This window comes from Streptomyces sp. NPDC050161 (genome assembly GCF_044460025.1).
Classification (GTDB): Bacteria; Actinomycetota; Actinomycetes; order Streptomycetales; family Streptomycetaceae; genus Streptomyces.
Genome location: NZ_JBITJM010000011.1, coordinates 57,947 through 72,020, shown reverse-complemented (window position 1 = coordinate 72,020; position 14,074 = coordinate 57,947). Strand labels below are relative to the sequence as shown.

Genomic DNA, 14,074 nt, shown 5'->3' with positions numbered 1-14,074 from the left:
GAACATTACGCCTGATGGCGTGCTCTGAAACCGGGTTCGACGGCCCCGTTTCGATCATTTTCCGCCGGGGCCGCAACAACCGTCCGCGCCACGGGATCCCCGAGAAATCGCTTCGTCGACAAAAGCACCAGCAGCGCGGCGATTCCACCGCCGCCCGCCACCGCGAATCCCGCCGCCGCGCCACCGCGCTCGACCGCGGGCCCCACCACCGACGCACCGACCGCCGAACCGACGCCGAAGGTCGTCACCAGCCACGAGAACGCCTCCGTCACCGTGCCGTGCGGAGCATGCCGGTCCACGACCACGAACGCACACGCCAGCGCCGGCGCCAGGAACACACCGGCGATACCGGTCAGCGCCGTCATCCCCGCCACACCAGGGGTGAGGACGAGCGGCAGATACCCCAGCGCCAGGAGGGTGACGAGCAGCCGCAGCCGGCCCTCCGGACTCCCCGGCCACTCCCTGGCCCCGTAGACGACGCCGCCCACCAGCGCCCCGGCACCCAGCGCGGAGAGCAGATAGCTGGAGACCATGCCGTCGCCGTGCCCGTCCGCGTACGCCACCGCGGCCACCGCTATGGAGCCGAGCGCCAGCCCGACGAAGAAGAACGAGCCGATCAGCACCAGCAGGCCGGGCGAGCGCAGCGCACCCAGCCAGTGCGCCTCGCGCGGGCCGCTGCGCCACTGCCGCGACGGCGGGGAGACGACGACGGAGAGCGCGCCCAGCACGCCGAGCGCGTTGATGACCAGCAGCGCGACCTGCTCCGACCAGGCCGCGACGCACAGCGTCACCAGCAACGGCCCCACCGCGAACATGACTTCCTGCGCCACCGCGTCCAGCGCGTACGCGGCGTGCACCCGCTCGGGCCGCTTGAGCACCCCCGGCCACAGGGCCCGCAGCCCGCCCTCCAGAGGCGGCGTGAACAGCCCCGCGATCACGGCGGCTGCGTAGGCGAAGGACAGCGGTTCGATCCCCACGACGGCGAGCAGCGCCATCCCCAGGGCGGAGACCACGGCCGCGGGCAGCATGACGCGGGGCTGGCCGTACACGTCGACGGCCCGGCCGAGCAGCGGCTGGCCGATCGCGGTGCACACGCCGTAGACGGCGGAGAGCGCGCCGGCCAGCGCGTAACTGCCGCCCTCGGAGCGGACGAAGAGGACCACCGCCAGGGCAGCCGTGGCGTTCGGCAGCCGGCCGATCAGGGTTCCGGTCAGCAGCCGGGCGGCATGCCGGGTCCTGAGCAGCTCCGCATATCCCGCGGCCATCCCGGCCCCTCTCCGTCCGGCTCGGGCAGCCCGGACATGATACGTATAACGTGGCGCGTTATACGTATCATGGCGCCATGCGGCGGTCCAGCCCGCCCGGCCGACCACCAGGAGACAGCCAGCGGTGAGCAGCAACGACACGACCCCTGACCGCGGCGCGCAGCCGTCGGCCGCACCCCGCGTCACCAGCCGGGACGTGGCACGGGCCGCCGGGGTCTCGCAGGCCGCCGTCTCCCTCGTGCTCGGCGAGAAGTGGCGCGGCCGGGTCTCCCCGACCAAGGCCGAGTCCGTCCGGGCCGCCGCCCTCGACCTCGGGTACCGCCCCAATCTCGCGGCCCGCAGCCTGCGCATGGGCCACACCCGCACCGCGCTCCTCGTCGTCCCCGCGCTCACCACGGAATTCTTCGCGCTGGTCCACTCCGGCGCGTCCCGGGCCGCCGCCGACCGCGGCTTCGGCGTGGTCCTCTACCCCTCGCCCGAAGGCATCGGCCCGGCCCCCGACCCGTTCGGCTCGGCCCGCGCCACCCTCGACGGCGTGATCGCCTCATCCATGGCCGTCGACGCGCTCGCCGCACTCCGCGACACCGGACTCCCCCTCGTCATGCTGGACAACGACCCGCAGGACGACCGGGCCGCCGCCACCGTCAACCTCGACATCGCCGACGGCATCCGCCAGGTGGCCACCCATCTCCTCGGGCTCGGCCACCGCCGGATCGGCCATCTCGCGGCCGACATCGACTCCTGGACCTTCGCGCTGCGCGCCCGCACGCTCGACCGGGCGCTCGGCGAAATCCCCGGCGCCGAGCTGCGCCGGGTACCGACCGCGCTCGGCGTCACGGCGGGCCTGACGGCCGCGCACACCGCGCTGACCGGCCCCGGGCCCCGCCCGACGGCCCTGGTCTGCGACGACGACATCGTGGCCGCCGGCGCCTGCAAGGCCGTGCGGCGGCTCGGCCTGCGGGTGCCGGAGGACGTCTCGGTCACCGGCTTCGACGATCTGGCGCTGGCGGTGGCCGTCGAACCGGAGCTGACGACCGTACGGCTGCCGGCCGAGGACTTCGGCGCGGCCGGCATGCACGCCCTGATGACGGCGCTCGACGGCCGCCCCGCCCCGGCCCGCACCCTGCCGGTCGAACTGGTCACCCGCGGCTCCACGGGCCCGGCGCCCGCGTGACGCGTACGCCCCCGGAGCCGCCCGCACAGCACAGCGCGCCCCGGCGGTGACCCACCGGGACGCGCTGCCCTGACGCCGTACGGCGCCGACTACTCCTCGGAGCCCTTCTCCGGCCCCTTCGCGTTCTTCGCGTCCTTCTCGCCGGACGCGTCGTCGCTCCCCTGGGACGTGTCCGCGTCCCCTGAGCCCGCTTCGTCCGCGGCCGGCTCGGTGCCGGACGCCGTGGCGTGCTCATCCAGCAGCCGGGAGAGCTGGCGGCCCAGGATCCGCTTGAACTTCCGCTGCTGCGGACGCGTGCGGTCCAGCGTCGCGACCTCCAACTGCTCGGCGGTCAGGGTGCGTTCACCGCCGTTGTTGTCCCGCGACAGCGAGTCGACGGCCAGCTTCAGCGCCTCGCCCAGCGTCATGCCGTCGCGGTGCCGCTGGTCGAGGTAGCTGCTGATCTGGTCGGCGTTGCCGCCCACCGCGACCGAACCGTGCTCGTCCACGATCGAGCCGTCGTGCGGAAGCCGGTAGATCTGGTCGTCCTCGGCGGCGCTGCCGACCTCGGCGACGATCAGCTCGACCTCGTACGGCTTCTCGGCGGCGCTGGAGAAGATCGTGCCGAGCGTCTGTGCGTAGACGTTCGCGAGGCCGCGTGCGGTGACGTCCTCGCGGTGGTAGGTGTAGCCGCGCAGATCGGCGTAGCGCACACCGCCGATCCGCAGATTCTCGAATTCGTTGTACTTGCCGACCGCCGCGAAAGCGATGCGGTCATAGATCTCGCTGACCTTGTGCAGGGCCCGGGAGGGATTCTCGGCGACGAATACCACGCCGTCGGTGTACTGCAGCACCACGACACTGCGTCCGCGCGCGATGCCCTTGCGGGCGTATTCGGCGCGATCGGCCATGGCCTGCTGGGGTGAGACATAGAACGGCGTCGACACCGGTTATCCGTCCCTTTCTGTCAATGACTCTCTCACTGGCACGCGCATTCCGGACCGTCCGTCCCGTCAGAGCACCGCGGCGCGCGGGCCGTCGGGCTGTTCGAGGCGGCGCTCGTGAATGGCACGGGCGATCTCCGAGACATCGGCGTCGGTGAACCTCTTGAAGCCGTCTTCGGTGATCACCGTGACGATCGGGTAGATCCGGCGGGCCAGATCCGGGCCGCCGGTCGCCGAATCGTCGTCAGCGGCGTCATAGAGCGCCTGAACGACGGCTGTGGCGGCCTGATGCTCCGTGAAGTCGTCGCGGTACAGCTTCTTGAGGGCGCCGCGGGCGAAGACGGAACCGGATCCCGTCGACGCGAAGCCGTGCTCCTCGGACCGCCCGCCGGTCACGTCGTAGGAGAAGATGCGGCCCTTCTCCCGGTCGACGTCCCAGCCCGCGAACAGCGGCACGACGGCGAGGCCCTGCATGGCCATCCCGAGGTTGCCCCGGATCATCGTGGAGAGACGGTTCGCCTTGCCCTCCAGGGAAAGCTGGGCGCCTTCCACCTTCTCGAAGTGCTCCAGCTCCAGCTGGAACAGCTTGACCATCTCGACGGCCAGACCTGCCGTGCCGGCGATGCCGACAGCGGAGTACTCGTCGGCCGGGAAGACCTTCTCGATGTCGCGCTGTGCGATGACGTTGCCCATCGTCGCCCGGCGGTCACCGGCGAGCACCACGCCGCCGGGGAAGGCCGCCGCCACGATGGTCGTGCCGTGCGGTGCCTCGATGGCGCCCTGGACGGGCGGCAGCGGGCGGTTGCCCGGCAGCAGATCGGGAGAGTGCTCGCCGAGGAAGTCCATGAACGACGAGGATCCAGGCGTCAGGAAGGCAGCTGGTAGACGCCCGGTGCTACGAGTGTTGGCTTCCACACGTTTCCTTCCGGATACTCGGCCGTCCGCCTCCGGGTGGCCGGCCGATGCTTGAATTGTCCCAGGCTGCGATGCAGCTGAAGCACTGTACGACCCGGACCCTACCCGTCCTGCGGCCGTGATCCACATGAGTTCCCGAACCGGGCTGCAGCGGCCTCACCGGCCGTGCGGACCTGGCCGGCTGACATGCCGCCAGGCGGTCCGCACGGCCCCGTGGGATGGGTCCTTGGCGCTCCGGACCGGGCCGGTGGCGCTCCGCAGAACGCCACCGGCGCCGCGCCCGGACCACGGTCCGGTTACTCTCCGCCCTTCTGAACGAAGCTCCGCACGAAGTCCTCGGCGTTCTCTTCGAGCACGTCGTCGATCTCGTCCAGCACCGAATCGACGTCGTCCGACAGCTTTTCCTGGCGTTCCTTGAGGTCGTCGGAAGCCTCCGCCTCCTGCGTCTGCTCCTCGACCTCTTCGGTGGAACGCGTGGCCTTCTGCTGCCCGCCGCCGCTGTCCTTGGTCGCCATTTCCCTCACCCCGCTCGGTTCGCCCCGCTCGATGTGACTCTCAAGATCCGACCCTACAAGCTGGCTCTGACATCGGCCCTGCACTTGTTGCAACGCCCGGGAGTCACCTCGATGATTCCCGCCCCGCGGCCTTTTCAGCCGTGGATCAGCCGCGAATCCCTGCCGGTTCAGTGGCCGGAAAGCGCCCTCACCAGCTCCTCGGCCGTGCGGCAGCGGTCCAGCAGATCCTTGACGTGCTCACGCGTCCCGCGCAGCGGCTCCAGAGTGGGAACCCGTTGCAGAGAGTCACGGCCCGGCAGATCGAAGATCACCGAGTCCCAGGAGGCAGCCGCGACGTCGTCCGCGTACTGCTCCAGGCAGCGACCGCGGAAATAGGCCCTGGTGTCCTCGGGAGGCTGCAGCCGGGACCGCTGGACCTCGGGCTCCTCCAGCAGCCGCTTCATCCTGCCGCGAGCCGCCAGGCGGTTGTACAGGCCCTTGTCGGACCGCACGTCCGCGTACTGCAGGTCGATGAGGTGCAACCGCGCCGCGTCCCAGTCCAGGCCGTCGCGGCGGCGGTAGCCCTCCATCAGCTCCCGCTTGGCGACCCAGTCCAGCTCCCCGGACAGGCTCATCGGGTCGTTCTCCAGCCGCCCGAGCACGTCCTCCCAGCGGGTGAGCACATCCTTCGTCTGCTCGTCCGCGTCCGCGCCGTAGCGGTCCTCGACGTACTTGCGGGCCAGCTCGAAGTACTCCATCTGAAGCTGGACCGCGGTGAGCGTACGGCCGCTGCGGAGCGTGATGAGGTGTCGCAGACCGGGGTCGTGCGAGACCTGGTGCAGGGCGCGGACCGGCTGGTCGACGGCCAGGTCGACGGCGATGAAGCCGTCCTCGATCATGGAGAGGACCAGCGAGGTGGTGCCCAGCTTCAGGTAGGTCGAGATCTCGGAGAGGTTGGCGTCACCGATGATCACGTGCAGCCGGCGGTACTTCTCGGCGTCCGCATGCGGTTCGTCGCGGGTGTTGATGATCGGGCGCTTGAGCGTCGTCTCCAGGCCGACCTCGACCTCGAAGTAGTCGGCGCGCTGGCTGAGCTGGAAGCCGTGCTCCCGCCCGTCCTGGCCGATGCCGACGCGGCCCGCGCCGGTGACGACCTGGCGGGAGACGAAGAACGGCGTCAGGTGCCGCACGATGTCCGAGAACGGCGTCTCCCGCTTCATCAGGTAGTTCTCGTGCGTGCCGTAGGAGGCGCCCTTGTTGTCGGTGTTGTTCTTGTAGAGGAGGATCGGCTGGGCGCCGGGTACCTGGCCGGCCCGCTCGGCGGCCTCGGCCATGATCCGCTCGCCCGCCTTGTCCCACAGCACGGCGTCCCGCGGATTCGTGACCTCCGGGGCGCTGTATTCGGGGTGCGCGTGGTCGACGTACAGCCGCGCGCCATTGGTGAGGATCACATTGGCGAGGCCGATGTCCTCATCGGTGAGCTGGCTGGAATCCGCGGCCTCGCGGGCGAGGTCGAAGCCGCGGGCGTCCCGCAGCGGATTCTCCTCCTCGAAATCCCAACGGGCACGCCGTGCCCGGTGCATCGCCGCCGCATAGGCATTGACGACTTGGGACGAGGTGAGCATGGCATTGGCGTTCGGGTGTCCGGGGACGGAGATTCCGTACTCCGTCTCGATCCCCATTACTCGCCGTACGGTCATGCGGCCCTCCTTGCCCGGCGGCGCCCCCGGATGGGGTCGGCGCTCAAGTACCGCTGCGCTTCCGGTCCGTGTGCGATCCCCGCTCCCGCACAGCGTGACGCCGCGGTACTGACGAGCCTAGAACGCCTTTGCGGCGCTGGGGAGATCATTACAGTCATTGCTCCCGTCCGGTTTCCCTGACCGCCGCCCGGCGCTTTGCCCGGGGCTGCCCCGGCGACCCCGGAAATGCATCCGGCTGCGGACGCCCCGTGCAGGACATCCGCAGCCGGAGAGCGGTGTTACAGGTATTGGCCGGTATTCGCCACCGTGTCGATGGAACGGCCGGTGTCCGCGCCCTGCTTTCCGGTGACCAGGGTGCGGATGTAGACGATCCGCTCGCCCTTCTTACCGGAGATACGGGCCCAGTCGTCCGGGTTGGTGGTGTTCGGCAGGTCTTCGTTCTCCTTGAACTCGTCCACGCATGCCTGGAGGAGGTGGGAGACCCGCAAACCCTTCTGATTGTGTTCGAGGAATGCCTTGATGGCCATCTTCTTCGCACGCCCGACGATGTTCTCGATCATCGCGCCGGAATTGAAATCCTTGAAGTACAGGACTTCCTTGTCACCATTGGCGTAGGTGACCTCCAGGAAGCGGTTCTCCTCGGATTCCGCGTACATCTGCTCGACGACCGACTGGATCATTCCGCTGACGGCCGCATTGCGGGAGCCGCCGTGCTCGGCGAGATCGTCGGTGTGCAGTGGCAGGCGCTCGGTGAGGTACTTCGAGAAGATGTCCTTCGCCGCTTCCGCGTCCGGACGCTCGATCTTGATCTTCACGTCGAGGCGGCCGGGGCGCAGGATCGCCGGGTCGATCATGTCCTCGCGGTTCGAGGCGCCGATCACGATGACGTTCTCCAGGCCCTCCACACCGTCGATCTCGGAGAGCAGCTGCGGGACGATGGTGTTCTCCACGTCCGAGCTGACACCGGAGCCGCGGGTGCGGAAGAGGGAGTCCATCTCGTCGAAGAAGACGATGACGGGCGTGCCCTCGCTGGCCTTCTCCCTCGCCCGCTGGAAGACCAGCCGGATGTGCCGTTCGGTCTCGCCGACGTACTTGTTGAGGAGCTCGGGGCCCTTGATGTTGAGGAAGAAGCTCTTCCCCGCGGGCTGGCCGGTCACCTCGGCGACCTTCTTGGCAAGGGAGTTGGCGACCGCCTTGGCGATGAGCGTCTTGCCGCAGCCGGGCGGGCCGTAGAGCAACACGCCCTTGGGCGGGCGGAGTTCGTGCTCCTTGAAGAGGTCGGGATAGAGGTACGGAAGCTCGACCGCGTCCCGGATCAGTTCGATCTGGCCGCCCAGACCGCCGATCTTGGTGTAGTCGATGTCCGGGACCTCTTCGAGGACGAGTTCCTCGACCTCGCTCTTCGGGATGACTTCATAGACGTAGCCGGAGCGGGGTTCGAGCAGCAGGGCGTCGCCGGGGCGGATGGTGATGTCCAGCAGCGGCTCGGCGAGCCGCACCACCCGTTCTTCGTCGGTGTGCCCGACGACCAGGGCGCGCTCGCCGTCCTCAAGGATTTCCTTGAGAGTGACGATGTCCCCGGCGCTCTCGAACTCCATGGCCTCGACCACATTGAGCGCTTCGTTGAGCATGACCTCTTGGCCGCGCCTGAGGTCGTGCGTCTCCACGCTGGGGCTGACATTCACCCGGAGCTTTCGGCCTCCGGTGAAAATATCGGCCGTGCCGTCCTCATTCATCTGCAGGAAGACGCCGAAGCCGGCCGGCGGCTGTGCGAGCCGGTCGACCTCCTCCTTGAGCGCGACGATCTGGTCGCGGGCCTCTCGGAGAGTATTGGCGAGTCGCTCGTTCTGCGCGGAAACGCCGGCCAGGTTGGTCTGCAGCTCGACGATCCGCTCTTCGAGAATCCTCGTATGACGCGGAGAGTCGGCGAGCTTGCGTCGCAGGACGGCGATCTCCTGCTCGAGATAGGCGACCTGGCCGGCGGGGTCTTCAGACCCCCGCCCCGGCCGGATGCCGCGGTTGATGTCGTCGTCGTGGGCTGCCACGGTCCTCACCTCCTCCAAGGGGAGCTGGACGCTTCCTGACCCTACCTGGGCCGGTGCGGGTTGAAACCCCTAGATCGAAAAGACGGTCGGGGTGTGTCCGATCTTCACCCTTGCGCACGTCCGCTCACCAAGGGAATACCCACCGAACAACATCGGAAAGCGACCGGTTGTATCGTCGGGACGGTCAACACCCGTCAGGGCTGGCACCACTTAGACAAAAACGCTTCACGTACGCAGGAACGGCAGGCGAGATGACCGCGCAGGAAGAAGCCACTCCAGAGCTTGAAGTCTGGATCGATCAGGACCTGTGCACCGGGGACGGGATCTGTGCGCAGTACGCGCCCGAGGTCTTCGAGCTGGACATCGACGGACTCGCCTACGTCAAGAGCTCCGACGACGAGCTGCTCCAGGACAAGGGAGCGACAACGCCCGTTCCGCTGCCGCTGCTCAACGACGTACGGGACTCGGCGAAGGAGTGCCCCGGGGACTGCATCCACGTCCGCCGGGTCGACAACCAGGTGGAGGTCTACGGCCCGGAGGCGGAATAGCCGCCGGGCGGCGGGGAGACGGCGGTTACGGCACCGGGCCGCCGCCTCCTCCGGGGCACGTCCTGTGACCGGTCAGATACGCGCGGTGCCGACAGCGGCGGGGAGTTCGTTCCGTACGAACTTCCCGCCCTTCCATTGCCACTTGGCGGTGGTGTGCACATCGGGGCAGCAGCGCGGCACGTCGGTCGTGGAGTACCCCAGGAGCGATGCGGAGATCTCGCCGGCGTCCAGGGAGAGGTCCTGGACGCCGAGCCGCTGGGAGGGCGCCAGGAGCGTGGCGACGATGCGGGGGGTCTTCCCCTTGCCGGTCGGCTGCGCGAGGACGTAGACGCCGCTGGGCGGGGTGCCGGTGGCGCTGTGGCAGCGGACTGCCGCGATGGTCTCGATCGTGCCGTCGCCGTCGAGGTCGCCTGAGACCTTCTTCACCACGTCGAGGCGGTTCGGGCCGCAGTCGACGGGGAAGGTCACAGCTCGCGGGTCGGGAGCCGCCGCGGGGTGGCCCGATGCGGTCGGATTGGCCTTCGCATCAGGGGGCTGGACGAAGGAAGCCGCAGCGACGACCGCGGCGACGGCGGTGGCCGTGGCGAGCCAGTGCATGGGGCGGGGCTGGGTGTGCGAAAGATCCTGGCCTGCCAAGGGCTGCACGCGAGGTAACTCCTGTGAAGTGCTGTGGCGGTGGGAGTGCCCAGCATCGTTCCACAGGACAAGACGCCCAGGAACCAGCCGGACCGGAGTTTTACGCCGGAAACGAAGGAGCGCCGCCGACGGTTCCCGAAGGGGGAACTCGTCGGCGGCGCCCGGTGGTTCGGTGGCCTGAAGTCGGCGGTCAGCCGCGCTCGGCGGATTCGCCCGACGGCGCGTCCTTGGCGCCGCCCGACGCGGAACCCGGGCCGGTGTAGTCGTCGCCGTACGCGCCCTTGGCCGGCCGGCGGCGGCGCAGCGGGGGCTCGACGCCGTCGGCGAGACGGCGGGCGGTGAGCAGGAAGCCGGTGTGGCCGATCATGCGGTGGTCGGGGCGGACGGCGAGGCCCTCGACGTGCCAGGTGCGGACCATGGTTTCCCATGCCGACGGCTCGTTGAAGGTGCCGTGTTCGCGGATCGCCTCGACGGTGCGGGCCAGCTGCGTGGTCGTGGCGACGTATGCGCAGAGGATGCCGCCGGGGACCAGCGCCTTGGAGACGGCCTCCAGGCACTCCCAGGGGGCGAGCATGTCGAGGATGACCCGGTCGACCTCGGTGTCGGAGAGGTTGTCCTGGAGGTCACCGACGGTGAGTGTCCAGGCCGGGTGCGGCTCGCCGAAGTAGCGCTCGACGTTCTGGGTGGCGATCTTGGCGAAGTCTTCGCGGCGCTCGTAGGAGTGCAGCATGCCCTGGTCGCCGATGGCGCGCAGCAGGAAGCTGCTGAGCGAGCCGGAACCCACTCCCGCCTCGACGACGCGGGCGCCGGGGAAGATGTCGGCCATCGCCAGGATCTGCCCCGCGTCCTTGGGGTAGACCACGGCGGCGCCGCGGGGCATGGACAGGACGTAGTCGGGGAGCAGCGGGCGCAGCGCGAGGTAGGCGACGTTCCCGGTGGTACGGACAACACTGCCCTCGGGAGCACCGATCAGCTCGTCGTGGGGGAAAGCTCCCTTGTGGGTGTGGAAGCTTTTTCCCTCTTCGAGCGTGAAGGTGTAGTGGCGTCCCTTGGGGTCGGTGAGCTGGACCTGGTCCCCGACCTTGAAGGGCCCGCGACGGCGGGCGGCACCGGTCGGTTCGGACATGTGACCAGCCTACCGGGCCCGGCGGACGCCCAGGACCAGCGGGCGTCCCGTCGGGGGCGCGGGCGGGTCAGGAGTGGCGGGCCATGGCGGAGACGAAGGCCCGCTCGACGTCGTCGGTGGACAGCACGCCGTAGATCTCGCCGGTCTCCTCGACGACGAGGTATTCGGTGGCCGGGGTGGCGCGGAGGAATTCGAGGAGGTCCTCGCCGGCCAGTTCGGCCGGAACCCGCATGCCGTCCTTGAGGTCCTGCGCGAGGGTGCCGACCGGTACCCAGGGGCGGCGGTGTTCGGGGACGCCGACGATGGCGGCTTCGCGGACGACGGCGGTGGGTTCGCCGTGCCCGTCGACGACGACCAGGGCGCGGGCCCCGGAGTCGTTGGCGCGGCGGAGCGCCTCGGAGAGCGGGGTGGCGTTCTCCACCGGGACGGCGCGCCGGGTGAGCGTGCGGGCCTGGAGCTCGGGGAGGCGCTCGCGCAGCCGGGCCATCCGGAGGCTGTTGCCCGCTCCGGTCCAGATGATGGCGGCCAGGATCGCGGCGAGCAGGGCGTCGGTGAGGGAGTCGGCGCTGCCGATGTCGGGGCGGGGGCCGCCGAGCGCTCCGGTGTGGGTGAGCAGCGGCAGGCCGATCAGGACGGTGACGGCGAGCGCGCGGCCGATCCAGGCGGCGGCGACGGTGCCGGACATCGGGTTGCCGGTGATCTTCCAGACGACGGCGCGCAGCATCCGTCCGCCGTCGAGCGGGAGCCCGGGAAGGAGGTTGAAGACCGCGACGATGAGGTTGGAGATCATCAGCCCCGCGAGCAGCACGCCGGGGACCGTGCCGGCCTCGACGAGCTGCATGCCGCCGTAGAAGACGCCGGACAGGACGAGGGAGAGGAGCGGGCCCACGAAGGCGAGGACGAATTCCCTGCCGGGGGTCTCGGTCTCCTTCTCGATCTCCGATACGCCGCCGAAGAACTGGAGCTGGATGCGGCGTACGGGGAGCTTGAAGCGGAGCGCGGCGACGGTGTGCGCGAGTTCGTGGATGAGGACCGAGGCGTAGAAGGCGACGGCGAAGAAGAGCGAGACGAGATAGCGGGCGCCGCCCAGCTCGGGCAGGACCTGTTCGAGCTGGGCGCCGAAGACCCAGGTGATCAGGGCGGCGACGAGGAACCAGCTGGGCGCGACGTAGACGGGCACGCCGAAGGGGCGGCCCATGAGGATGCCGCCGCCCTTCTTGCGGCCCGGTACCGGTGCCTTGCGGCCCTTGGAGTTCTTGGGGCCCTCGGGCGGCTCGGGCGGGTTGGGCGGCTGGGGCTGCACGGACTCCTGGGGGTCCTGCGGCTTCCCGCTCTCGTCCACGGTGTCCCCTCGTCGAATACGGCCTTCGCGCCGGTGCGGCGTGATCTCTCGATCATGCAGCGCGAAGGGGTCTGGCGTCGATGGTATGCGGAGCGTGCCCGGCCGCTCCGCTGCGGGCCCCCGGTCCCTGCCGTGGTGGCGGGCGTTGTCAGTGCCTGGCCGTAGGGTCGGGTGTCATGGGAACGAGCACCGAGATTGCCGAGGCGGACGGGGCGGCGGCGCCGCGGGACGGGCAGGGCGGGCAGGGGGCGGAAGGTCCCGGCGCGCAGCGCGGGGCGCAGCGGTCGCCGGGGCGTCCTGTCGCGCTGTCGCCCTCGCGGGCGAGCGACTTCATGCAGTGCCCGTTGCTGTACCGCTTCCGGGTGATCGACAAGCTGCCGGAGAAGCCCAGCCCGGCGGCGACCCGCGGCACCGTGGTGCACGCGGTGCTGGAGCGGCTCTTCGATGCGCCGGCGGCGGAGCGTACGGCGCCCGGTGCCCGCGCGATGGTGGCGGGCGAGTGGGAGAAGCTGCTGGGCAGGCGGCCGGAGCTGGCGGAGCTGTTCGCCGACGATCCGGAGGGCGAGCGGCTGGCCGGCTGGCTGGCGGACGCCGAGGCGCTGGTGGAGCGGTGGTTCTCGCTGGAGGATCCGACGCGTCTGGAGCCCGCGGACCGTGAGCTGTACGTCGAGACGGCGCTGGATTCGGGGCTGAGGCTGCGCGGTTTCATCGACCGGGTGGACGTCGCGCCGACGGGCGAGGTCAGGATCGTCGACTACAAGACCGGCAAGGCGCCGCGTCCGCAGTTCGCCGAGGGCGCGCTGTTCCAGATGAAGTTCTACGCGCTGGTGATGTGGCGGCTGCGCGGGGTGGTGCCGCGCCGGTTGCAGCTGGTCTATCTGGGCAGCGGCGACGTCATCACGTACGACCCGGGCGAGGCCGAACTGCGGGGCGTGGAGCGGAAGTTGCTGGCGCTGTGGGCGGCGATCGAGAAGGCGACGGAGTCCGGCGACTGGCGTCCGCGGCCGACGAAGCTGTGCGGCTGGTGCGACCATCAGGCGCACTGCCCGGAGTTCGGCGGCACTCCCCCGGTCTATCCGCTCACGATCCGCCCGGCGGACGGGAGCGGCTCTGAGCAGGGCAGAATGGAGCCGGTCTAACGAAGGAGCTTTGGTGGCTATCCGCGTCCTGCTGGTCGACGACCAGCCGCTGCTGCGTACGGGTTTCCGGATGATTCTGGAGGCCGAGCAGGACCTGGCGGTCGTCGGCGAGGCCGGGGACGGCTTGCAGGCACTGGACCAGGTGCGGGCATTGCAGCCCGATGTGGTGCTGATGGACATCCGCATGCCGCGGATGGACGGGGTGGAGGCGACCCGCCAGATCACCGGTCCGGCGAAGGACGGCCCGGCGAAGGTGCTGGTGCTGACCACCTTCGACCTGGACGAGTACGTCGTCGAGGCGCTGCGGGCGGGGGCCAGCGGCTTCCTGCTCAAGGACGCGCCGGCCGTCGAGCTGGTACAGGCGATCCGGGTGGTGGCCGCCGGTGAGGCGATGCTGGCGCCCAGCATCACGCGCCGGCTGCTGGACAAGTACGCCGGTCATCTCCCGTCGGGCGAGGAATCGGTGCCCGACACCCTGCACACACTCACCGACCGCGAGGTCGAGGTGCTGAAGCTGGTGGCCCGCGGCCTGTCGAACGCCGAGATCGCGGCGGATCTGTTCGTGAGCGAGACGACGGTCAAGACGCATGTGGGACACGTGCTGACGAAGCTGCGGCTGCGCGACAGGGTGCAGGCGGCGGTCTACGCGTACGAGAGCGGTCTGGTGCGCCCCGGGGCGCAGTAGGCGGCGCGGGCCGCCGGCGGGCGGTGGTCATGACGGCGGGGCCGGTCCTGGGATCAGGACCGGCCCCGCCGTTTCGTGCGGT

13 protein-coding genes are annotated in these 14,074 nt (G+C 70.0%); 4 read left to right on the top strand and 9 right to left on the bottom strand.

The annotated features are described in order from the left end of the window. Window positions 1–5: 5 nt before the first annotated feature. Complete coding sequence (locus ACIBK8_RS19375; RefSeq protein WP_399043068.1) at window positions 6–1,265, bottom strand: MFS transporter; 1,260 nt, start codon at window positions 1,263–1,265, stop codon at window positions 6–8. A gap of 124 nt (window positions 1,266–1,389) precedes the next feature. Here ACIBK8_RS19375 and ACIBK8_RS19370 point away from each other — a divergent pair, with 124 nt between their 5' ends. After that, window positions 1,390–2,439 (top strand): LacI family DNA-binding transcriptional regulator, encoded by a 1,050-nt coding sequence (locus tag ACIBK8_RS19370; RefSeq protein ID WP_399043067.1) that lies wholly within the window; start codon window positions 1,390–1,392, stop codon window positions 2,437–2,439. 89 nt (window positions 2,440–2,528) lie between these two features. On the opposite strand, the gene prcA is transcribed toward ACIBK8_RS19370, so the two are convergent. From prcA to arc, 5 genes are all read right to left on the bottom strand, one after another. Beyond that, window positions 2,529–3,365, bottom strand: coding sequence for a proteasome subunit alpha (gene prcA, locus ACIBK8_RS19365; protein ID WP_399043066.1), 837 nt, complete (start codon window positions 3,363–3,365; stop codon window positions 2,529–2,531). A 66-nt stretch (window positions 3,366–3,431) separates the two neighbouring features. Next, window positions 3,432–4,277, bottom strand: coding sequence for a proteasome subunit beta (prcB, locus tag ACIBK8_RS19360; RefSeq protein WP_393686197.1), 846 nt, complete (start codon window positions 4,275–4,277; stop codon window positions 3,432–3,434). 296 nt (window positions 4,278–4,573) lie between these two features. Next, entirely contained in the window at window positions 4,574–4,792 is a 219-nt protein-coding gene (locus ACIBK8_RS19355; RefSeq protein ID WP_399043065.1) for a ubiquitin-like protein Pup, read from the bottom strand. Window positions 4,793–4,959: 167 nt separating this feature from the next. After that, a complete protein-coding gene (dop, locus tag ACIBK8_RS19350; RefSeq protein ID WP_399043064.1) occupies window positions 4,960–6,471 on the bottom strand; it encodes a depupylase/deamidase Dop in 1,512 nt (503 codons plus the stop codon). A gap of 278 nt (window positions 6,472–6,749) precedes the next feature. Beyond that, the gene (gene arc / locus ACIBK8_RS19345) at window positions 6,750–8,516 is read right to left on the bottom strand and encodes a proteasome ATPase (protein ID WP_399043063.1); all 1,767 of its coding nucleotides are present in this window, start codon (window positions 8,514–8,516) and stop codon (window positions 6,750–6,752) included. 251 nt (window positions 8,517–8,767) lie between these two features. Here arc and ACIBK8_RS19340 point away from each other — a divergent pair, with 251 nt between their 5' ends. Continuing rightward, window positions 8,768–9,064: a ferredoxin gene (locus tag ACIBK8_RS19340; RefSeq protein WP_393686203.1), complete on the top strand. Its 297-nt coding sequence runs from the start codon at window positions 8,768–8,770 to the stop codon at window positions 9,062–9,064. 72 nt (window positions 9,065–9,136) lie between these two features. On the opposite strand, the gene ACIBK8_RS19335 is transcribed toward ACIBK8_RS19340, so the two are convergent. The 3 genes from ACIBK8_RS19335 to ACIBK8_RS19325 all read right to left on the bottom strand — a co-directional run bounded on the left by ACIBK8_RS19335 (window position 9,137) and on the right by ACIBK8_RS19325 (window position 12,168). Then, window positions 9,137–9,709, bottom strand: coding sequence for a hypothetical protein (locus tag ACIBK8_RS19335; protein WP_399043062.1), 573 nt, complete (start codon window positions 9,707–9,709; stop codon window positions 9,137–9,139). 181 nt (window positions 9,710–9,890) lie between these two features. Beyond that, on the bottom strand, window positions 9,891–10,826 hold the full coding sequence (locus ACIBK8_RS19330) for a tRNA (adenine-N1)-methyltransferase (protein WP_399043061.1): 936 nt from the start codon (window positions 10,824–10,826) through the stop codon (window positions 9,891–9,893). Window positions 10,827–10,893: 67 nt separating this feature from the next. Then, window positions 10,894–12,168 (bottom strand): site-2 protease family protein, encoded by a 1,275-nt coding sequence (locus ACIBK8_RS19325; RefSeq protein ID WP_399043060.1) that lies wholly within the window; start codon window positions 12,166–12,168, stop codon window positions 10,894–10,896. Between the two features lie 176 nt (window positions 12,169–12,344). Here ACIBK8_RS19325 and ACIBK8_RS19320 point away from each other — a divergent pair, with 176 nt between their 5' ends. Together ACIBK8_RS19320 and ACIBK8_RS19315 are read left to right on the top strand one after the other, a co-directional pair. Next, window positions 12,345–13,307, top strand: a complete 963-nt coding sequence (locus tag ACIBK8_RS19320) for a RecB family exonuclease (protein WP_399043059.1) — start codon at window positions 12,345–12,347, stop codon at window positions 13,305–13,307. A 13-nt stretch (window positions 13,308–13,320) separates the two neighbouring features. Then, window positions 13,321–13,992 carry a response regulator gene (locus ACIBK8_RS19315; RefSeq protein WP_393686210.1) on the top strand — a complete coding sequence of 224 codons (672 nt, stop codon included), beginning with the start codon at window positions 13,321–13,323 and terminating at the stop codon, window positions 13,990–13,992. Window positions 13,993–14,074 lie beyond the last annotated feature (82 nt).

What these genes read in the sequence shown, in the direction of transcription:
- ACIBK8_RS19375 (WP_399043068.1), bottom strand. Translation starts at nt 1,265, where the DNA reads ATGGCCGCGGGATATGCGGAGCTGCTCAGGACCCGGCATGCCGCCCGG.
- ACIBK8_RS19355 (WP_399043065.1), bottom strand. Translation starts at nt 4,792, where the DNA reads ATGGCGACCAAGGACAGCGGCGGCGGGCAGCAGAAGGCCACGCGTTCC.
- dop (WP_399043064.1), bottom strand. Translation starts at nt 6,471, where the DNA reads ATGACCGTACGGCGAGTAATGGGGATCGAGACGGAGTACGGAATCTCC.
- ACIBK8_RS19340 (WP_393686203.1), top strand. Translation starts at nt 8,768, where the DNA reads ATGACCGCGCAGGAAGAAGCCACTCCAGAGCTTGAAGTCTGGATCGAT.
- ACIBK8_RS19330 (WP_399043061.1), bottom strand. Translation starts at nt 10,826, where the DNA reads ATGTCCGAACCGACCGGTGCCGCCCGCCGTCGCGGGCCCTTCAAGGTC.
- ACIBK8_RS19320 (WP_399043059.1), top strand. Translation starts at nt 12,345, where the DNA reads ATGGGAACGAGCACCGAGATTGCCGAGGCGGACGGGGCGGCGGCGCCG.